Here is a 21976-nt window from a genome sequence, read left to right as displayed (position 1 = left end):
CTCCTTTGAATAATGCAGATTGAGTTCTAACTAAGGACCGAAATGATACTCTACACCAACGTAAAAGCTATCGAAGTCCAAATCGAGCTCGCCACCGCCTTCCACACCAATTTCCAATGAGGATGCACGGTAACCACCAGAAACAACCACACCCGATGTAAATTCGTAACCGGCTTCAACACCGTAGTTAAAGCCAAAGTCACTGTCGTCATCTGAAGTAGTTTGGTTTCCTGTAGAAGGGTTGTTAGATTTCGTTGTTAATTTGAGATCTACCGCTGTCAATTTGAGATCTGCCTTCGTGACTCCTACACCTGCGATCGCACCCAAATAAAAACCTGAACCAGAAAAATAATACTTAGGTTTAACATTAAAGTTGAGTGACTGAGCTTCAATATCAGCTTTTACTTTGTCGAAATCAGGGTTCTGTACCATCCAGAATTTAGTGAAAGTCCCAAAGTGAATGTACTCAAACTCCCAAGCCAGACTTAAGCCATTCGAATATTGATATTCCGTACCAAGTGCAATACCGACACCAGTACTAGAGCCCATCTTAGACGATCCTGCAAACGATTCTGCATCTAACTCTGTCTTGAATACATCAGCTGCAACATACCAATTTTCATTCGCTTGAACTGACGTAGACGCAACAACTGCACCTAAAGCCATTAATGACAGGGCTTTTCTCATTATAATTCCTTATTTACCAATGTTTTATGAAACCTTGAAAGCTCACGAGTATAAGTAAAAAAGCACATTAACCAATATCAGGATTTATAAATTGAGACACAAAACATAAATAACGTGAATGCTTCATTCAAGGTAATTGTGAAACCACTCGAATTTCAGCTGGCATTGTGGTTTGAGAGCCCCCTGTGCTACTGCGATTGCTATCATCGACTCATGTCGGTTCTACGCTTGTGTCATTCAAAAATTCTGCCACCGCCAGTCAGACTCCAAGTCCTAGAAAAAAAGTGGTACATTCGGCTTGGCATGAGCTCTTCCATCGACTGTTTTTTGAACGTCATTAAATCAAACGGGTGAAATCGTACCTTTACAATTAGCCTCTCTTTGCTTTCATTTATAACTTAATCAGCCTCCTCCTCTCAATACGAGCTCGTATTTATCAAAATACGCACTGCCAATCTCGTAGTACTTTTAGCTTAAGCGCTACAAACTGTAAATATAGACAGGAAACCATACCGAACATATCTATTACCCCATTGAAAAAACAACCAATAGCTGTTTATAATCCATTGAATTTAAATAAAATATTTAATTATAATTAGATTCAAAACAACATAAAGTGGTTAAACATTGATTTTACTGACCGCTAATGTATGGCCTTTCGTTTGACTGCGATGGGACTATGCAATCAAGGGATACATTGCCTTTAAACTGAAAAATTTGAAAGCAGCGCAATGTTCCAATTACAGGAAGTGAGTATGGCTACGTTAAAAAATATCGCGCTTGAAGCTAATGTTTCATTAGCTACCGTTTCTCGAGTTCTCAATGAAGATCCAACATTAAGCGTCAAAGCGGAGACCAAAAAGCGTATCTTTGAAATTGCAGATAAGCTAGATTATAAAATCAGTAGCTCGCGTAAAACGGCGACTAACAAAAAGCAGCACCACTTTCTTGCACTGTATAACTACAAACAGGACGCTGAAGTTAAGGACCCTTACTACTTATCAATTCGCCACGGCATCGAAAACCAGTGCGAAAAGATGAATATTGGCCTAATCAACTGTTACGAAAGTAAAATACAGACAAACTCACGCCAAGTTAGCGGTATTTTACTCGTTGGCAGGATGACTAAAGAAGTTATTGAACAAGCAAAGAAACTCACGAGTAACATCTGCTTTGTTAACTATACAGATCACTCAGAACTTTATGACTCCGTTGATATTGACCTCGCCCGCATCAGCAAAGAAATCACCAACTTTTTCATTAACCAAGGTTACGAGCGCATTGGTTTCATTGGCGGGCAATACGACAGTCGCACCCCAGATCTTCGTGAGATAGCCTTTGCAGAATACGGTCATTTGAAGAACGTCGTCAGTGAGCAAGATATCTACCGAGGCGAGTTCTCTAGTTCTTCAGGCTACAATCTGGCGAATCAAATGCTAAAAAGTGGTAACTACCCCAAAGCAATACTTATCGCATCAGACTCAATCGCAATTGGTGTTTTACGTGCCATTCATGAACATGGATTAAGCATTCCAGATGACATCGCGATGATCAGCATCAATGATTGCCCAACAGCTAAGTTTACCTTCCCATCTTTATCAACCGTTCGTATTCATTCTGAATTAATGGGAACTCAAAGTGTTAACTTATTGATTGAAAAATCTCGTGACGCCCGAAGCATACCATTAAGAGTTTACGTGCCGAGCGAGCTCAAGCTACGAGACACGACAAAGTAGCTTATCTTTCATTTAAATAAAAAGGCTGCCAGCTATGGGTGGCCTTGAAACATAGAAACAATGTAAGCAAACGGCAAGCTATCATAGCACTTGGCCTACCATGATCCTTTTACTCTCATTCCTGCACGTTGAGCTCTTATTGCTACTTTTCAGTGGCAGAAATCCGATCGACTCACACCATGAAACATGCGAATAAGTTTCATCACAGAGAGCTAAAATGTGGGCAACACGGGTTTATTCAAAATATCTTTACCCATATTCATAATCCGGACATTAATTTGATATTCGTTTACCCAATAACCACTAAACTATAGTCTCGCCTTCCTTTTTTTGAGAAAACCTAAATGCCTAATGCTGATTCCACCCTAAACAAACGCATGGGAATCGTTGCGCTCACTTGGCCAATTTTTATCGAAGTGCTGCTTCGAACTGCACTAAACACCAGTGATGTATTCATGTTATCTGGATACTCAGACAAAGCCGTGTCTGCCGTTGGTGTTATCTCTCAGATATCCTTTTTCCTAATCATCGTATCGACTATGGTCAGCAGTGGTACTGGTATTCTCATTGCCCAATACAATGGCGCCTCACGCGATACAGAAAGCGCTCAAGTTGGTGTTGCCAGCATCATATTGGCGATTATTACGGGTGTATTGCTGAGTATTTTCGCGGTTCTGGGGGCAGAGTACTTTATTCCGCTCTACCAGCTTGAAGCTCAGGTTGAACAGTACGCACAGGAGTACTTGTTCATCAGTGGTGCCCTCACTTTCAACGTCACGATAGGAGTGGTACTCACCACTATCCTCCGCAGTCATGGTTACTCTAAATCTCCAATGGTCATCAATATGATTGCAGGTGTGATCAATATCTTCGGGAACTACTGCGCGCTCTACCAACCTTTTGGCTTGCCGGTATACGGCGTTCAAGGGGTTGCCATTGCAACCGTGACTAGCCAAGTGATTGGCATGTTTATCTTGATTGGTGTGGTCAGAAGTAAAGGCATAGACCTACCCGTGAAACGGTTTAAATCGATACCGAAATCTATCTATCAGAAGATAATGAAGATTGGCTCGATGAACGCGGGTGAAGTGCTCTCTTACAACATGGCACAAATTAGCATTACCTTTTTTGTCGTTCAGATGGGCACATCATCATTGGCGGCCTTTACCTACGCTCAGAACATCGCACGCCTTTCGTTCGCGTTTGCTTTAGCCATTGGTCAAGGTAGCCAAATTCAAACCGGTTATTACATTGGTAAAGGGTGGATCGATGAAATCACGTCACGCGTACAGCGCTACTTTGTGATGGGCTTCATCGCCTCTACCACGATCACCTGTGTGGTTTACCTGTTCCGTTATGAGATTCTCGACCTCTTCACACAAGATCATAAGATCATCGCATTAGCGGCAGGGCTGATTGCGGGGTCAATCATTCTCGAAGCCGGCCGAGTATTTAACCTCATTTTCATCTCATGCTTGAAAGCCGCTGGCGATATTAAGTTCCCAGTGAAAATGGGTATACTCAGCATGTGGGGCATTGGGGTTGCCATGAGCTATTTGCTCGGCGTGCACTGGGGGTATGGTGTTCTTGGTGCTTGGATGGCGATCGCGATGGATGAATGGTTCCGAGGCATCATTATGGCGTATCGCTGGCGGGCAAAAAAATGGACTCGTTTCTCGCTTTAAGTGATTGAAGATACGTTAGTAAATTTGATTGATAAAAAAGAAAAAGCGCTAGGGGGAGCTAGCGCTTTTTAGACCAACTAAATCCTTTTAGCTTGGCAGCTTTTTAAGCTATATCATATCGATATAACCACTTTTATTACTTAGGTAAATCAAAAGCCTATTGTTAACGACTGCTTTGAGCCGTAAATTAAGTATAGTAGGGTCCTTATTATTAACCTGACTTTTTCTTAAATAATCAGAAAAAATGGGGTTACTTCCCAATGCAAAAAATTACTCAGCAATCACAGACGACACAGCTTCTATAATCAGTCTTCTAAGTAGATTATTTTTATCATCTAAATGCTTCGCTTTCCGATAGACAAGCTGTATATCGAAATCCGGTACATCTATCGGTGGCTTGACAGATAACAATGCTTCTTCATCCTCAGTGTCATTGCGAGCCACCAGCTTAGGAACAATACAGAGTAATTCTCTGCCACGAATTAAGCGCTTCACCGTTAAAAAGTTACCCGAAGCAATAACTACTTTTCGGCTTAAACCTAGTTCAGCTAGGCGACTGTCGACTCCCGTTTTTATTACTCCAGCAGGAGAAACCAAAGCATGCCCAACAGATGCAAATTGCTCTAAAGACATGGGTTCTTCGATCGACAACACTGAATTATCGAGCAAGCAGACGTGCTGTTCGGTGTACAAGTGCTTGGTTCTGTATAACTTAGACACTTCACCAAAGCTACCGATCGCCATATCAAGCTTAGAATCTTCAAATACTCGCTGATAGTTACCACGGTTTACGTTGAACAAAGCAATTTGAGAATCAGGGGAAGACTGTTTAATGAGATCAAACAACACTGGAGCAAACATCTGCTCGGCATAATCGGTAAGACCGATCTTCCAATTACCTTTGTACGTTGGTGCATCAAACGATTTAGAAAGTAATACGTCAGATTGAATGGTATTGAGCAAAGCATCGACGGTGCTCGATAACTCTATCGCTCTCTCTGTCGCCTCCATCTTGCTCCCAACTCGCTCAAACAGAGGGTCATCAAACAGCTTTCTAAGTCGCTGAAGGCTATGGCTCATCGCAGACTGACTGACATAACAACGCTCAGCAGCTTTACTGACACTGTTCGTTTTGTACAACGCTTGCAGCGCTATCAATAAGTTAAGGTCGATCCCTTTCCAGTTAAAATCATGCATTCAAAGAACCCATTTTATTAATAGTTACAATTAAAACAATTAATTTGAATCATAGTCTAAGTCACCATAAATTACGCTAAGCGTTTATCTGGAATCGATCATGCTTTCAATTTTTAAAACCTTTTTTTGGCTTGGCTGGATTAGCTTTGGTGGACCAGCTGCACACATTGGCTACTTCCGTAAAACCTTTGTTGAGAAGCTTAACTGGCTATCTGATGAAGAGTACGGGCAAATTGTCGCGCTTAGTCAATTTCTACCTGGACCAGGTTCAAGCCAAGTTGGCTTTGCAGTTGGCTACAAAAGAGGTGGCTTAACGGGTGCGATTGCTGCGTTTATCGGCTTTACTTCCCCATCTGTCATCTTAATGTTGATATTAGCTTTGGTGAGCAATCAGCTATTGGAAGCGCCTCTATTCAATTCAATCATTCACGGTTTGAAGTTGCTTGCAGTTGTGGTGGTTGCTGATGCCACATTTGGCATGTACAAAAACTTTTGCCAATCGAAAGTCGCGACCGCTTTGTGTGTCATCACTGCCGTGGTTCTCCTGTTGCTACCAGGGATCTGGCCGCAAATCTTGGTACTTTTATTTGCCGCAATCATTGGCAGCAAGTTTTTGACCTCAAAAGAAATCAAAACGGTTCCATCAACAGACAAGATTTCCATAACGCCGCTCGTTATTTTCGTCGCGCTGTTGGTTGGCCTTCCTCTGTTCAGTGCATATTCTCAAGGTATTGAGGTATTTGGGCTGTTCTATCAAGCTGGCAGCTTAGTATTCGGTGGCGGTCACGTGGTACTTCCATTGTTGCAGAATGGTATTGGTGACCAACTATCCCAAGATGCGTTCCTAACGGGCTATGCTGCAGCACAGGCCATACCTGGTCCAATGTTTACCTTAGCGACATACCTAGGCTATGTATTAATGCCATCGGCACCAATAACTGGCGCTTTGTTAGCGACAATCGCCGTGTTCTTACCGGGCTTCTTATTACTACTGGGTGTATTGAAAAACTGGCAGGCAATCGCAAGTAAAACATTCGTTGCTGGTGCACTTATCGGTGTGAATGCAGCGGTAGTCGGGTTACTACTTGCGGCTCTGTATCAGCCAATCTTCACAAGTGCGGTGAGTAACGGTTTAGACTTCGCTCTGATCATCGTAGGTGTGTGGCTATTGAAAACGGTCAAGATGCCAATCGTAGGGCTTGTCGGTGCATTCATGTTATTTGGCTCATTTATAGGTTTATTGAGTTAAAAATAACGAAACTTAGCCTATAAGCTTGGTTCCATGGAAATTAGAGGACGAGCTATGGTCAGTGAATAAACGTAGCTTGAGGAACAAAGCCAAGATTGAAGAGATGGACGCTTTACAGTTAGCTACTCCCATTTAGGTTTTCAACTACACTCTGAGAAGAGCTTTCATAATTCCACGTATAACCATCTAATTTGGTTATACAACAGCTCTACGAAGTAAAAAACCGATCAAAAATAGCAGTGATTTATGATTAATGATGCCCACGAGACATATCATACTTTTCAAATATTAGAGAAGAAAAGAACAGAGGTTGACTCTATAAGCTAAACAAGAGCCTACACGGATAACAGAAAACGCTAATTTTACTCCCTAAAAGAAAAAACCATGGTACATTTAACACGATATTAACAAAAATAACTTAGCGAAAAACATGGAGTTAGACAATGATTCAGCCTAACAAGTTTAGCCAAGAACAAGCAACCGCTCTCCCTACACCCAATGATATGATTCTAAAATGGGCAGAAGAACGCCCAAATGAAGTCTATTTAAAACAAATTATTAACCGCCAGTTTGTCGAGTTCACCTACAAAGAAGTGGCTGATAAAGCACTAAAACTGGCGTCCGCACTAGAAGCACTTGGAGCAGAACCCGGAGATCGAGTCGCGCTCATTTCCAAAAACTGTGCAGAGTGGTTTATTTGTGACCTCGCCATAATGTTGGGAGATTTTGTCAGCGTCCCAATCTTTCCTACTGCAGGTTCAGATACCATCCAATACTGTATTGAACACAGTGAAAGTAAGATCGTCATTGCAGGTAAGCTCGATGATCCTAAAGCAACACAACAAGTGTTCAATGACAACACAAATTTAATTAGCATCTCGCTACCCTACGATACAGCACCGAAGTGTAAGCACACATTTGAACAGCTGATCAAAGAACATGAACCAACCAGAAAACGCCCTCAGCATAATGATGATAAGCTGATGTCTCTTGTTTATACATCTGGTACCTCTGGTTTGCCGAAAGGCGCAATGCTCACGTACGGTGCTTTTACATGGTCAGTTCAGAGCCTAATCGATCACATAGGTATCCAAAAGGATGATCGTCTGTTTTCGTACTTACCACTTGCTCATATTACAGAGCGTGTCTACATCTTTGGTTCATCAGTAATGGGCGGTGTCGTTACTGCATTCCCAGAATCTTTAGACACCTTCATTGATGATGTTAAGATGCAACGACCGACTCTGTTTATTTCTGTCCCTCGCTTATGGACCCTGTTCCAACAGCGTATCCAAGATAAACTTCCACAGAAAAAACTGAACATCCTACTGAAGATCCCGTTCATTAATAACATCATTAAGAAGAAGCTTGCAGATGGCTTAGGTCTAGACCAAGCTCGTGTCCTAGGTTGTGGTTCTGCGCCAGTATCACCAGCACTACTAGCATGGTACGAAAGCGTTGGTCTAAACATCACTGAAGCATGGGGAATGACAGAGTCTTTCGCTTATAGCACCTTAAACTACCCGTTCAGAGCGGATAAAATTGGCACGGTCGGAAATGCTGGTCCAGGTATTGAACTTAAGATTGCCGAAGATGAAGAAATTTTAGTTCGTGGTAAAGGGCTGTTCTCTGGCTACTACAAAAATGATATTGCAACGCAAGAATCATTCAATTCTGAAGGCTGGTTGCACACTGGTGATATTGGTGATATCGATAGCGAAGGCTACCTCACTATTCGTGGGCGTAAAAAAGATACTTTCAAAACTGCGAAAGGTAAGTTTGTAGCGCCAGTCCCTATCGAAAACAAGCTTTTTGAGTACAGCCGCGTAGAAATGATGTGTCTAATAGGCCTTGGCTTACCAGGTCCAATTCTGCTCGTTGTTCCGCATGACTTCCCTAACTTTGATCGCGCTCGCTATGAAAGAACAACTCAGCGAGTGATCGAGAGAATGAATGAGAAGCTTGCGTCTCATGAGAAAATTAAGGGCGTACTTATGATTAAAGAACCATGGAGTATTGATAATGGCGTATTAACACCGACCCTAAAGATCAAACGCCATGTCTTAGAACAGAAGTATCACGAAGTAGGCCATAACTGGCCAAAAGATAAATTAGTGGTTTGGGAACAGTAATAAAAATTAAGAAGGAGCCAGTAAGGCTCCTTTTTTGTAAGTTCAACTTATAAATAGTGACATCTTCTCATCACTTCAACTTGGTTGTTCGCATTTTGTTTTGAAAAACGCATTATCCGTTCAAAGTGTCTAACTAGTTAAACACTGTTTGTTTTTTAGTATTTATTAGGAAAAGAACTGATACGGGTAGGTCATATCGCACTCAAACCCAAATACAATTGCTTGTTTTGTGCACTCACGGGATAGTTCCATCGAGAGAAAATCAAAAGCTTTAAAACTTGAGTACAAAGTCAGGTTCAGTTGTTTGGGAATAAAAGTTGGAAGAACTTTCTTCTATCGAGATAAGTTACGAGCTCAAATGGTCTGATAATTGATGAGATGAAACTGATATACTGAGGGCAAATAAATGACGAGTAAATCTCATGACACAAGCAAATAACCCACTTCACGGCATCACATTGCAAAAACTGCTAACAGAATTGGTTGAACATTATGGTTGGGAAGAGTTGAGCTACATGGTAAACATCAACTGCTTCAAAAAGGACCCCAGCATCAAATCGAGCTTAAAGTTTCTGCGCAAAACAGAATGGGCCCGTACTAAGGTAGAGCAAATCTACATTGATTTAAAACGTTAGCCTCCCCTCGCTTTATCAATCCCGTATTGTTGAATACGGGATTGCCCCTGTGCCTACTTTGGGGCCACTTCAATCTCGCATCTCGCATCTCGCATCTCGCACTATGATTCTAATAAAAAAGCCCCGCAAGCTTTCACTTGCGGGGCTTTCTAGTTAATTTAGAAAAGAGCTAATTACTTACCAGCTTCTTTGTCTGCTTTAACTTTAGCGATTACTTCGTCTGCCACGTTTGTTGGACATGGAGAGTACTGTAGGAATTCCATAGAGAATTGACCACGGCCTGAAGTAATAGTACGTAGGTGACCGATGTAACCAAACATTTCTGATAGTGGTACGTCAGCTTTGATACGTACGCCAGTAGCGCCAGCTTGTTGATCTTTGATCATGCCACGACGACGGTTAAGGTCACCGATTACATCACCAACGTGATCTTCTGGAGTGAATACGTCAACGTTCATGATTGGCTCAAGAAGTTGTGCACCCGCTTTAGGCATAGATTGACGGAATGCGCCTTTCGCTGCGATTTCAAATGCGATTGCAGATGAGTCAACTGCGTGGAAGCCACCGTCAAATAGTTCAACTTCCACATCTAGAGTTGGGAAGCCAGCAAGAACACCGTTTTCCATCATAGATGCGAAACCTTTCTCAACTGCAGGCCAGAATTCCTTAGGAACGTTACCACCAACAACAGTTGAAGAGAAAGTGAAGCCAGAACCAGCTTCGCCTGGTTTGATACGGTAATCGATCTTACCGAATTGACCAGAACCACCAGATTGTTTCTTGTGAGTGTAGCTATCTTCAACAGCTTTCGTGATTGTTTCACGGTAAGCTACTTGAGGAGCACCTACTACAAGGTCAACACCGTATGTACGCTTAAGGATATCTACCTTGATGTCTAGGTGAAGTTCACCCATACCTTTCAGGATAGTTTCGCCAGTTTCTTCGTCAGTCTCAACTTGGAAAGATGGATCTTCTGCAACCATTTTACCGATCGCGATACCCATTTTCTCAGAACCGCCTTTATCTTTTGGAGATACAGCGATAGAGATTACTGGAGTTGGGAAGATCATTGGCTCTAGAGTACATTCGTGCTTCTGATCACATAGAGTGTGACCAGTTTGAACGTTCTTCATACCTACAACAGCGATGATGTCACCAGCTTGTGCAGATGTAAGTTCGTTACGCTCATCAGCTTGCATCTCAACCATACGGCCGATACGCTCAGTTTTACCTGTAGCAGCGTTAAGAATTGTATCACCCTTGTTAAGAACACCAGAGTAAATACGGATGAAGGTTAGTGCACCAAAACGGTCATCCATGATCTTGAACGCAAGAGCACGTAGTGGCTCATCAGCAGATACTGTCGCAACTTCACCGGTAGGTTCACCAGTCTCTTTATCAGTTAGAGGCTGAGGATCAACTTCTGTTGGAGCAGGTAGGTAATCAACTACAGCGTCAAGAACGATTTGAACACCCTTGTTCTTGAATGCAGAACCACAGAATGTTGGGAAGAACGCTAGATCGCGAGTACCTTTACGGATACAACGCTTAATATCTTCAATAGAAGGCTCTTCACCTTCCATGTAAGCTTCCATTAGGTCATCGTCTTGCTCTACAGCAGTTTCGATTAGTTCTTCACGGTATTGCTCAACGTCATCAACCATGTCCGCTGGAACATCTTTGATTTCGTAGTTTTCAGGAAGACCAGTGTCATCCCAAACGTATGCTTTACGGCTTAGTAGGTCTACAACACCAACGAATTCATCTTCACGACCGATTGGTAGAACCATTACTAGTGGAGTAGCGCCTAGAACGTTCTTAACTTGGTCAACAACGCGGTAGAAGTCAGCACCCATACGGTCTAGTTTGTTAACGAAGATCAGACGAGATACTTCAGATTCGTTAGCGTAGCGCCAGTTAGTTTCTGATTGAGGTTCAACACCACCAGAACCACAGAATACACCGATACCGCCATCAAGTACTTTAAGAGAACGGTATACTTCAACTGTGAAGTCAACGTGTCCAGGAGTATCGATAACGTTTAGACGGTGACCATTCCAGAAACAGCTTACAGCTGCTGATTGGATAGTAATACCGCGCTCAGCTTCCTGTTCCATGAAGTCAGTCGTTGATTCGCCATCATGAACTTCACCGGTCTTGTGGATTTGACCAGTTAGCTTAAGGATACGCTCAGTGGTAGTTGTTTTACCCGCATCAACGTGCGCGAAAATACCAATGTTTCTGTATTTCGATAAATCTGCCATTGTCTTACTCTGTTAATAGGATATAAAATGCGCGCAGAGTATATCACAATCTGTGAAGACTGATAGCTTTGCATGCATTTGGGACTAAAAAACTTTGCCTTTTCCTAACATGTAGAAAAAGGCACGCTGTAGAAACAACCTAAATGATTGTTAATTATAGTGCTAACCTCAAGCCCAATCGGCGTTAAAGTTAGACTGAATTTCTGCTGTATAGATTAGCTGAAGTGAGTTCAATTACAACTCATCAAAAGCATTAATTGCCTCTGATAGTTTTTTCACTCCGTGGATTTGCATTCCAGGGATACCACCTTTCGGCATATTAGCAGCAGGGACAATTGCTTTCTTAAAGCCGTGTTTAAATGCTTCATTCAAGCGTTCTTGCCCACTTGGTACAGGACGAATCTCTCCCGCTAGGCCTACTTCACCAAAAACCACCACATCTTTAGGTAATGCGCGGTCTCTGAAACTAGAGAGTAATGCCATGACTAATGCAAGGTCAGCACTAGTTTCGGTTACTTTAACACCACCGACGACATTCACAAACACATCTTGGTCAGCCATTTGTAAGCCGCCGTGTTTATGCAGCACGGCGAGTAATAAAGAAAGACGGTTCTGTTCAAGACCAACCGCGACTCGACGAGGATTCGCCAACTGGGAGTAATCCACCAGCGCTTGGATTTCAACAAGCAGTGGGCGGGTACCTTCCCACACCACCATAACTGAACTGCCTGACGTTTCTTCTTCGCCACGAGACAAGAATATAGCCGATGGGTTGCTGACTTCTTTTAGCCCTTGGCCTGTCATCGCAAACACACCCAGCTCATTCACTGCACCAAAACGGTTTTTATGGCTGCGTAATGTTCTGAAACGGCTATCTGTTCCGCCGTCTAGCAATACTGAACAGTCAATAATGTGCTCAAGTACTTTAGGGCCCGCTAGCGTACCATCTTTAGTTACGTGTCCTACTAGGAAAATGGCCACGTTGTTCTGCTTAGCAAAACGAGTCAGTGCCGTCGCTGACTCACGAACCTGAGCCACACTACCTGGTGAAGATTGAACATCAGCAACATGCATTACTTGGATGGAGTCAATGACCATGATCTTAGGCTGTTCTTTTTCAGCTACCTGGCAGATCTTGTCGACATTGGTTTCAGAGAGCATTTTTAAGTGCTCTTTTGGCAAACCAAGACGTGAAGCACGCATCGCGACCTGCTGTAACGATTCCTCACCAGTCACATATAAAGTAGGAAGTTGAGAAGAAAGCAAACACATGGTTTGTAGCAGTAGTGTCGATTTACCCGCACCTGGGTTACCACCAATAAGAATCGCAGCACCCGGTACCACACCGCCACCAAGTACGCGGTCGAGCTCTTTAAAGCCACTACTAAAACGAGGCACTTCCTGTAGATCAATTTCCGACAGGGTTTGAACGCTAGATTCGGTCGCGCTACCTGCATAGCCAGTTAACCTTTCATTGCGTGCTACCTGAGGAGAAGCAGCTAACCTAACTTCGGTAATTGTGTTCCAAGCACCACACGCATTGCACTGTCCTTGCCAACGTGGAAAGTCAGCACCACAGTCATTACACACATAAGCTCGCTTTGCCTTAGCCATAAAACCTCAATAATTTACCCAGTTACACAATGATGTTGTCAATTTGTGACTTATTTGACCGTACGGGTGCAAATAAACGTTGCAGTCACATCACTTATATTTAAAGATCAATTTAAACTAGTCGATAACATAAATGTACCGTCCATTCTAACAAGAAAAGTATGCAGCAATCTGAAATTCTATCTGTAGCAGAGCGTCTTATCCCGGCTTATCACGCCGAAGATTTCGAATTCCTTCTTTCTCAAATGACAGAAGGTGAATCGCCGTCTCTGAAACTACTCGTTAAAATGGAACTGAATCGTATCATGGCTCCGTGTACAAAGAGCATTGATTTACGCGGACGTATCGATAATGAATGTCGTCAATTCACACTCGATGGCCGAAAACACTGGCTCGACGACATCGCTTTAAATGCCTATCAACGTGGTACAAAAAAATTCAAAGGCTACACCGAAGGGGCTTGGGAGCTAGTTATGGCGCCACGAATTCAGCCTCTGCGTAGTGTGGTTAAGAGTGCGTCTCAAAGTAATCAAGGCATCACCAGTGCCAACAGCCCCTATGAAGCCGAAACTATAAACCTTGGTTATGACTTAAAACGTCAAGAAAACCGACTCAAGATAAGCTCACAGGTTGAAGTCACCACATCTAAAGGGCAAAGCCTGCACGGTGTTACGGTTGATATCTCACCTTCAGGTGCAAAATTCAAAGTACCGAGTGCCTTTCGCTATAACCTAGGCGAGATCATTAGCGTCAAGTTCACTGAACTGGTAGAAAAATCACTCGAAGCCGATGTAAACCAAGTGGTTGAATTTCGCGTTTTGGGTATTGATGATTCTTACGAAAACGACGCGGTTAAATTCCTAAGAACCATAAAGGTCAGTGACAACAATATTGTAGCTCGCTTGCTCGATGAATCTTTAAATAGCACCAGTAAGAAAACCAGCCACGAGAACCAAGATAGAATCATTCGAACTCGCACGCGAGGTATCGAGCACACCTATCTAAAGCATACTTGCAACCTTCCCCTATTTTTCAGTGGCAGTGAGCTCAAACTCGCCTTGCTTACGGATAACAACCATCCGCTATGGCAATACTGGCATGACGAGCGAAACCAGCAAGCTCTCGGAACTCTGTTCAACGAACAGCGCATGAACTTACTGGCGAAGCCCGGTGTGAAAGGCACCAGTAATGTTATCTACTCGTTTACTCACGAACATCAAGATAAGACGCTGTTCTATTCGATGATGTTACCTGAAGCGACTCGTGAACAAAGACAACTGTTCTGGCACATTGGTGGTAAGCGTAAAAGCTGGAAGGCATTCAAGTTCTCTGTTTTTGAGTTATCAGAAACAGAACGACAAGCTTTAGCTAAGCATTCAGACACACTAGCACAAAGCTCAGCACAACTGACCCATTGCGGTATCTTGCAAGAGATTGGCGATCACGAAAATGCCGCGGATTACCTATTGAGTGAAAAGCCTCGAATTCCAAGCAGTGAATTGAATTGCTTTCGTCATCCACGCGCTGTGGTTGGTAACATACAAAGCATCTACTTTGACTCACAAACTCGACGTAAAGAACCTAGATATCAATTTAAGTCTCCGTTGCAGATCACCTCACAAGATGGTGAAGCGGTAAACGCTCATACCTTAGATATCTCGAAACGTGGGTTGAGCATTACTCTTGAGCACCCGATGATACTCAAGATCAATGACCCTGTGATCGTGAATTTTAATGAGCTACAACTTTACGATAAGAACCTGCCATTAAGTACAGTGCCTTACCACGTGATTCGTGTGAGCCCGAATGGCCGAAATGTCCAATTGGTGATTGCTGAGAACGCTAAGACAATGCGTACCATCGCATTCTTGAATGGGCTTATCGTTCAAAACCAAAGTAATCTGATTAAGAAGGGAGAGATACTGCCAACGAACTCCTTGCTTGAGTCGCTGCACAATATTTTGTTGACCAAGATGGTGAGCACCCCTATCTTCATTGATAAACCAAGCTCAACACTGCGCTGTAAGATCATTGGTGTGAATTTCCCGCTGAATAAGCACCTCACTCTACTGGCGAAACTGGGTCACAATCAAAAGTTCTCATTGGAGCCTATCTTTAAAGGCCACACCAACTCGCTGCTGGCTGAGCCACTCAAGAGAGTTGAAGATGCAGAGCCCAAACACCACGACGTTTATATCGCTGCGGTGAAGTTTGGTGACAAAATTCAATCAGTACACACTAAGCTGGTGAAGGACTTTGCCTCAGCAAAAGAAAGAATCTTATTCATTAAGAAAGCGCAGCACTTAGGTGATGTGTATGTACTTCGTGTTACGACCGCGCCAATCTTTAATCCATTGACCACCTTGTTCCAATCGGATTTAGAAGAGCTTGCCCGTATAAGCATGCACCAAGCGAAGAAGCTAGAAAACGAGATCACCGCATTTATCGGTTATGGTGAAATAGAGGACATTACTGATGAAGTGTTGATCCGATTGGAACTAACGCGTTAGTCACAATCACCCGATATATCTAGACACCACAAAATAGAAAAGCAGGCTCAGTGCCTACTTTTTTGCCTTTCAATATCACACGATTAAATAATCATACTGTTACGAACCTGACGGTTTCGCCTGCCAGCTGATTTTTTGTTGCTTAGCCAACGCGCCAGACAGGATACACAATACCCCACCCAAGCCAGCATAACGCACAGCCGTTTGAGCTTGTTGCTCAACCTTTGGTTTTGCATGGAAGGCAATGCCTAAACCAGCAGCCCCCATCATCACCAAGTCATTCGCGCCATCACCGACAGCCACCGTGTTATGCAGTTCCAGCTCATACTCTTCCGCCAGTTTGACTAAGATATCGGCTTTGGTTTGCGCCGAAACGACATCACCTAACACTTCGCCCGTCAATTTACCCTTAACAATTTCTAAAGTATTCGACTGAGCATGATCTAGGTCTAGTGTGTCTTTTAAGTAATCAGAGAAATAAGTAAAGCCACCCGATGCGATAGCGGTTTTCCAACCCAATTTGTTAAGCGTATTCACAAGCCCCACTAAGTCAGGCATTAAAGGCAGTGAGTGACGCACTTGCTCTAGAATTGACTCGTCAGCACCTTTTAGTGCTCCAACTCGTTGGCGTAGGCTTTGTTCGAAATCTAACTCACCTTGCATAGCACGCTCTGTAATCTCAGAGACTAACCCACCTACTCCAGCGAGCTTGGCTATTTCATCGATACACTCGATTTGAATCGCTGTGGAGTCCATATCCATCACGATCAAACCTGGCTTAGATAAGTCTGGTACTTCGCTAAGGCAAGCATAATCAAGCTTAAGAGCCTGTAAGATTTCTTCATGTGCTGGCGTTAGGTTGCCAGACATCAATGCCACTTCGTAATGACCAACTTTCCACGTATCTAAAATGGTGTTGTAAGTGCCAGTGAAAAAGTCGATGTCATCGAAAGATTGCGGTGATAGGTACTCGCCGAATACAATCCAGTTGGCTTTAGCTTTAGCGAGTTGAGAAGCGAAACGAGTCTCGGGGAGTCGAGTTAATAATGTGGTATGCCTTTTCATCGGCAGGTATTTCTGAGCGTCCATGTGTATGATTCCTAATTAACTACGCTAAACGTTAACCTATTGCAATTTGAAAACGCAAGTCTCAATATGTCTTAATCATAACATTTGTTTATTTCAGGCCCTGTTAAACATGAATGAATCATTGTTCTCAATACGTAACGCTTTGCGAATGTTAGCCCTCATTTTGTTGGCTACTATGTTCGTCGTTACGATTAAAAATACGGTCGTGATCAGCAAGGGGAACGAGAAGATCCAAGCGAAACAGCTCGAGACACTTACCAAGCTACTTATCTCTCAGGCTTCCCTTTCAGCCAGCAAAATGATCGCACAACAAGACCAAGAACGACTGCTTGATCTGACCAATCAGCTATCTCAAGATCGACTGGTATTCGATACCACCATCTATGATGCTGAAGGCATTCGCCTAGCTTCTAGCGAAAAGGCACTTTCAGTTCGTGAGGTTCTTGGCCTAGATACACCACTTTCAACCGCGAGTATCGGTAGACAGCAGCTAGTAGAGCCAATTTACTCGAAAGAAAACACCATCATTGGTTTTATCCGCGTCACCTTTGAGACAGGTAAAATGACAGCAATATCGGATCACCACTACCGCAAAAGTGATCGCTACATGATCGGCATGGTATTGATGGGCTTCGTCAGTGGCGTACTGTTTATTATGTTGATTCGTAGAAGGCCGACCAAATCAGGCGAGAACTTACTTCTGAAAAACGTAAATTCATAAATAGCGTATTTACGTTATCCAATAAAAAGTCCCGAAGCTCAGGCAGCAACGGGGCTTTTATTTATCTGTCGACCTAAGTAGATAAAGTCTTACGCCTCTTGGTCACCAAGAAGTACAGAATCTAATGCAATTACCATCATATCATTGAAGGTCGTTTGACGCTCATCTGATGTAGTTTGCTCACCGGTTTTGATATGGTCTGAGACAGTACAAATTGTTAGCGCTTTCGCACCGTATTCAGCACAAACGCCGTAGATACCAGCCGCTTCCATCTCTACACCAACAATGCCGTACTTATCCATCACTTCAAACATTTCCGGGTCTGGCGTATAAAAAAGTTCAGCGGAGAACAAGTTACCTACTTTCACGTCAACACCGCGAGCTTTAGCTGCATCTTCTGCCGCGCGCACCATTTTGTAGTCTGCAATTGCAGCAAAGTCATGGCCCTTGAAGCGAATACGGTTCACTTTAGAGTCAGTACATGCCCCCACACCGATCACGACATCGCGTACTTTGATATCTTCGCTTACTGCACCACAACTGCCGACACGAATGATTTTTTTCACACCAAAGTCTTTAATAAGCTCCGTCGCGTAAATAGAACAAGATGGAATGCCCATACCGTGCCCCATTACCGATACCTTACGACCTTTATAAGTACCTGTGTAACCAAACATATTGCGTACATCACACACCTGAACCACATCTTCTAAGAAGGTTTCAGCAATGTATTTAGCTCGTAGCGGGTCGCCAGGCATTAATACAACGTCAGCGAACGCACCCATTTCAGCATTAATATGTGGAGTAGCCATTGAAAATATCCTTTATCTCAAAACAAAAAAGAAAAGAGAGGTTTCCCTCTCTTTTATTCATTACCAATTATAGAAAGCTTGCACCGTATTCCATTGGCGATGTACCAAAGTAAGACGCTAAGCTTTGGCCGATGTCAGCAAACGTATCGCGACGGCCTAAAGAACCAGTAGGAACGTTTTTACCGTAAACAATCACTGGGATGTGTTCACGAGTATGGTCTGTACCTGGCCATGTTGGATCACAACCGTGGTCAGCAGTAAGAATAAGTACATCATCCACTTTCATCATATCGATGATTTCATTGATACGACCATCGAAGTACTCAAGCGCAGCAGCGTAGCCCGCAACATCACGGCGATGACCGTAAGCTGAGTCAAAATCAACGAAGTTAGTGAATACGATAGTATTGTCACCCGCTTCATTGATCGCTTCTTTAGTCGCTTCAAATAGCGCAGGGATACCCGTTGCTTTTGTTTTCTGAGTAATACCACAACCAGCGTAAATATCAGAGATCTTACCGATTGAGTGAACTTTACCGCCCTTCTCATCAACAAGCTTCTGAAGAATCGTTGCAGCCGGTGGCTCAACTGAAAGGTCACGACGATTACCAGTACGTTCGAATTGACCTTTACCAGGACCAATGAACGGACGCGCGATTACACGACCGATGTTGTACTCTTCCAACTCTTCACGAGCAATCTGACAAAGATCTAGCAAGTTTTGTAGGCCAAATGTCTCTTCATGACACGCGATCTGGAAAACAGAATCCGCAGAAGTGTAGAAGATTGGCAGGCCAGTCTTCATGTGCTCTTCACCTAGGTTATCTAGGATCTCAGTACCAGATGAATGGCAGTTACCTAGGAAACCAGACAAACCTGCACGCTCAAGAATGCGATCAGTTAGCTCTTTAGGGAAACTGTTCTCTTTGTCGGTGAAGTAGCCCCAGTCAAACAGTACCGGTACACCCGCGATTTCCCAGTGGCCTGATGGCGTATCTTTACCTGAAGACAGCTCAGCAGCGTGACCGTAAGCACCAATGATTTCTGCGTCTGCATCCATACCTGGAGCAAAACGACCTGTAGACTCTTTGTGAGCCATCGCTAAACCTAGTTTAGACAGGTTTGGTAGCGTCAGAGGACCTTGACGGTCGGCATTGTCAGCAAGACCTTTATCACAATGGTCCGCGATGTGACCCATAGTGTCTGAACCTACATCACCGAATTTATCTGCATCCGCTGTCTCACCGATACCGAATGAATCTAAAACTAAAATAAATGCTCTTTTCATTTTCTTTACCAACTTATTGCTCTTTGCACCAGCGCTTTTGATTATCGGTATACGCAAGGTATACCAATAGCGGTTATTTACACGTCCTCGGAACGAATCTGACGGTAAACGTCTGGTGTTGCTGTATATTCTCCGCCCACAGTGATTGCATTTTGTAATGCCGTTGCAGCTTCTTGCCACTGTTGTTCGTTGCGAGCATGAATCATTGCTAATGGTTTCTCATCGCTTGCTACTTCGCCAAGACGAATGAAGCTATCGAAACCGACTGCGTAATCAATGCTGTCCGTTGCTACGCGACGGCCACCGCCCATACCAACTACAGCCATACCAATTGCACGAGTATCCATTGCTGATACAACACCGCTTTCTAGCGCGTACACTGGTTTAATAATTTCTGCTTTTTCTAGGTAGTTATCGTAGTTTTCTACGAAGTCTGCTGGACCACCAAGGCCCGCTACCATTTTACCGAAGCACCCTGCTGCTTTACCGTTATCCAGTACTGCCATCAGCTTTTCGCGCGCTTCTTCTGAATCTTTTGCAAGGTTGCCAAGTACTAGCATTTCAGCACACGATGCCATCGTAATTTCTAGCAAACGTGGATTGCGGTATTCACCCGTTAGGAATTGAACCGCTTCGCGAACTTCTACTGCGTTACCCGCAGAAGAAGCCAGAACTTGGTTCATGTCCGTTAGGATTGCAGTAGTTTTAGTGCCAGCACCGTTTGCTACTGCAACGATAGATTTCGCGAGTTCTTCAGACGCTTCGTAAGTCGGCATGAATGCACCTGAACCTACTTTTACGTCCATCACTAGAGAATCTAGGCCAGCAGCCAGTTTCTTAGATAGGATTGAAGCCGTGATTAACGAGATATTGTCTACTGTCGCTGTGATATCACGAGTCGCGTAAACACGCTTATCAGCAGGCGCCAGGTCGCCTGTTTGACCGATGATAGCAACGCCCGCACCTTTAGTTACTTCGCCGAACACATCGTTGGTTGGCGTAATGTTGTAACCAGGAATAGATTCGAGCTTGTCTAGCGTACCGCCTGTGTGGCCAAGACCACGACCAGAGATCATTGGAACGAAACCACCACATGCTGCCACCAAAGGGCCTAGCATCAGAGAAGTTACGTCACCAACACCACCAGTAGAGTGTTTATCTACGATTGGGCCATCAAAGTTCATGTGGCTCCAGTCGATCACCATGCCTGAGTCACGCATTGCACATGTTAGTGCGATACGCTCTGACATTGTCATTTCGTTGAAGAAGATAGCCATTGCGAATGCTGCAATTTGGCCTTCAGAAACCGTGTTCTTAGCGACGCCTTGAATGAAGAAGTTAATTTCTTCAGCTGTTAGGACTTCACCGTCACGTTTTCTGCGAATAATTTCTTGAGGTAGATACATTAGTGCCTCCCAAACTCTGGTGAGTATGGTTTGTAGGGAAAAGAGGTAATATGGAGTGACTTAACGTCACTCCATCAAACAGACTTTTAAAGGATTAGTATGCTGCTGGATCAGCAGTTTCGTCTGTCACTTCTAATGTATTAAGAAGGTTAGTTAGTAGGCTTGAAGCACCAAAGCGGTAGTGCATGTTGTCTGCCCACTCAGCGCCTAGTAGCTCATCAGCCATTGCTAGGTATTGTGCTGCATCTTCAGCGGTACGTACGCCACCTGCTGGTTTGAAACCTACAGTTTTAGCTACGCCCATGTCACGGATAACTTCTAGCATCATGCGCGCGTACTCTGGAGTCGCGTTTACTGGCACTTTACCTGTTGAAGTTTTGATGAAGTCAGCGCCTGCTTTGATACAAATCTCAGATGCTTTCTTGATCAATGCTTCTTCTTTAAGTTCACCTGTTTCGATGATTACTTTCAGTGTGATGTCGCCACATGCTTCTTTACACTGTTTAACTAGCTCGAAACCTACTTCTTCGTTGCCAGCGATTAGAGCACGGTATGGGAATACTACATCTACTTCGTCTGCACCGTATGCTACTGCTGCTTTTGTTTCAGTAACGGCGATTTCGATGTCATCATTACCATGAGGGAAGTTAGTTACAGTCGCAATACGTACTTCAGGAGTACCTTGCTCACGCAACGCTTTCTTAGCTGCTGGGATAAAGCGAGGGTAAATACAGATTGCAGCGGTGTTGCCTACTGCAGTCTTCGCGTCGTGACAAAGCTCTACAACTTTTTCAGTTGTGTCGTCGTCATTTAGCGTAGTTAGGTCCATAAGTTTAAGTGCACGTAGAGCTGCTGCTTTTAAATCGCTCATTTCTATCTCCGATCAATATATTCAAATAGTTAACTACTTCGCCCTCCATCCAGTATAGATGGATATTTTAGTAATGCTCA

At 43.6% G+C, this 21976-nt stretch carries 16 protein-coding genes; 7 read left to right on the top strand and 9 right to left on the bottom strand.

Annotated features, from left to right (window positions below; translation table 11 throughout):
- Window positions 1-30: 30 nt before the first annotated feature.
- Window positions 31-687: an outer membrane beta-barrel protein gene (locus A3712_RS17780; protein WP_063524504.1), complete on the bottom strand. Its 657-nt coding sequence runs from the start codon at window positions 685-687 to the stop codon at window positions 31-33.
- Between the two features lie 755 nt (window positions 688-1442).
- Here A3712_RS17780 and ebgR point away from each other — a divergent pair.
- On the top strand, window positions 1443-2423 hold the full coding sequence (gene ebgR, locus A3712_RS17775; protein ID WP_063524503.1) for a transcriptional regulator EbgR: 981 nt from the start codon (window positions 1443-1445) through the stop codon (window positions 2421-2423).
- A gap of 344 nt (window positions 2424-2767) precedes the next feature.
- A complete protein-coding gene (locus tag A3712_RS17770) occupies window positions 2768-4108 on the top strand; it encodes an MATE family efflux transporter (RefSeq protein WP_063524502.1) in 1341 nt (446 codons plus the stop codon).
- A gap of 270 nt (window positions 4109-4378) precedes the next feature.
- On the opposite strand, the gene A3712_RS17765 is transcribed toward A3712_RS17770, so the two are convergent.
- Window positions 4379-5305, bottom strand: coding sequence for a LysR family transcriptional regulator (locus A3712_RS17765; RefSeq protein WP_063524501.1), 927 nt, complete (start codon window positions 5303-5305; stop codon window positions 4379-4381).
- Between the two features lie 100 nt (window positions 5306-5405).
- Between A3712_RS17765 and chrA the strand changes: the two genes are divergently transcribed.
- The 3 genes from chrA (at window position 5406) to A3712_RS17750 (ending at window position 9321) form a co-directional block, all read left to right on the top strand.
- Entirely contained in the window at window positions 5406-6554 is a 1149-nt protein-coding gene (gene chrA, locus A3712_RS17760) for a chromate efflux transporter (RefSeq protein ID WP_063524500.1), read from the top strand.
- 443 nt (window positions 6555-6997) lie between these two features.
- Complete coding sequence (locus A3712_RS17755; RefSeq protein ID WP_063524499.1) at window positions 6998-8686, top strand: AMP-binding protein; 1689 nt, start codon at window positions 6998-7000, stop codon at window positions 8684-8686.
- Between the two features lie 422 nt (window positions 8687-9108).
- Window positions 9109-9321, top strand: coding sequence for a VF530 family DNA-binding protein (locus A3712_RS17750; protein ID WP_004740608.1), 213 nt, complete (start codon window positions 9109-9111; stop codon window positions 9319-9321).
- Window positions 9322-9494: 173 nt separating this feature from the next.
- Here the strand turns inward: A3712_RS17750 and fusA are convergent, their stop codons facing one another.
- Together fusA and radA are read right to left on the bottom strand one after the other, a co-directional pair.
- Entirely contained in the window at window positions 9495-11585 is a 2091-nt protein-coding gene (gene fusA, locus A3712_RS17745; protein WP_063524498.1) for an elongation factor G, read from the bottom strand.
- Window positions 11586-11819: 234 nt separating this feature from the next.
- Window positions 11820-13199 (bottom strand): DNA repair protein RadA, encoded by a 1380-nt coding sequence (radA, locus tag A3712_RS17740; protein WP_063524497.1) that lies wholly within the window; start codon window positions 13197-13199, stop codon window positions 11820-11822.
- A 161-nt stretch (window positions 13200-13360) separates the two neighbouring features.
- On the opposite strand from radA, the gene A3712_RS17735 reads away from it, so the two are divergent.
- Complete coding sequence (locus tag A3712_RS17735) at window positions 13361-15709, top strand: PilZ domain-containing protein (RefSeq protein WP_063524496.1); 2349 nt, start codon at window positions 13361-13363, stop codon at window positions 15707-15709.
- Window positions 15710-15808: 99 nt separating this feature from the next.
- On the opposite strand, the gene serB is transcribed toward A3712_RS17735, so the two are convergent.
- On the bottom strand, window positions 15809-16798 hold the full coding sequence (serB, locus tag A3712_RS17730) for a phosphoserine phosphatase (RefSeq protein WP_063524495.1): 990 nt from the start codon (window positions 16796-16798) through the stop codon (window positions 15809-15811).
- A 109-nt stretch (window positions 16799-16907) separates the two neighbouring features.
- On the opposite strand from serB, the gene A3712_RS17725 reads away from it, so the two are divergent.
- On the top strand, window positions 16908-17519 hold the full coding sequence (locus A3712_RS17725) for a YtjB family periplasmic protein (RefSeq protein ID WP_080566560.1): 612 nt from the start codon (window positions 16908-16910) through the stop codon (window positions 17517-17519).
- Between the two features lie 89 nt (window positions 17520-17608).
- Here A3712_RS17725 and deoD read toward each other — a convergent pair whose 3' ends face one another.
- The 4 genes from deoD to deoC form a co-directional block, all read right to left on the bottom strand.
- Window positions 17609-18331, bottom strand: a complete 723-nt coding sequence (gene deoD, locus A3712_RS17720) for a purine-nucleoside phosphorylase (RefSeq protein ID WP_063524494.1) — start codon at window positions 18329-18331, stop codon at window positions 17609-17611.
- A gap of 67 nt (window positions 18332-18398) precedes the next feature.
- Window positions 18399-19619, bottom strand: a complete 1221-nt coding sequence (locus A3712_RS17715) for a phosphopentomutase (protein WP_063524493.1) — start codon at window positions 19617-19619, stop codon at window positions 18399-18401.
- Window positions 19620-19696: 77 nt separating this feature from the next.
- Window positions 19697-21025: a thymidine phosphorylase gene (deoA, locus tag A3712_RS17710; RefSeq protein ID WP_063524492.1), complete on the bottom strand. Its 1329-nt coding sequence runs from the start codon at window positions 21023-21025 to the stop codon at window positions 19697-19699.
- A gap of 94 nt (window positions 21026-21119) precedes the next feature.
- A complete protein-coding gene (gene deoC, locus A3712_RS17705; RefSeq protein ID WP_063524491.1) occupies window positions 21120-21896 on the bottom strand; it encodes a deoxyribose-phosphate aldolase in 777 nt (258 codons plus the stop codon).
- Window positions 21897-21976: the final 80 nt, after the last annotated feature.

It is taken from the genome of Vibrio sp. HI00D65 (assembly GCF_001635455.1).
Taxonomy (GTDB): Bacteria; Pseudomonadota; Gammaproteobacteria; order Enterobacterales; family Vibrionaceae; genus Vibrio.
The sequence above is the reverse complement of the archived record's forward strand: the minus strand, read 5'-3'. Positions and strand labels throughout refer to the sequence as shown.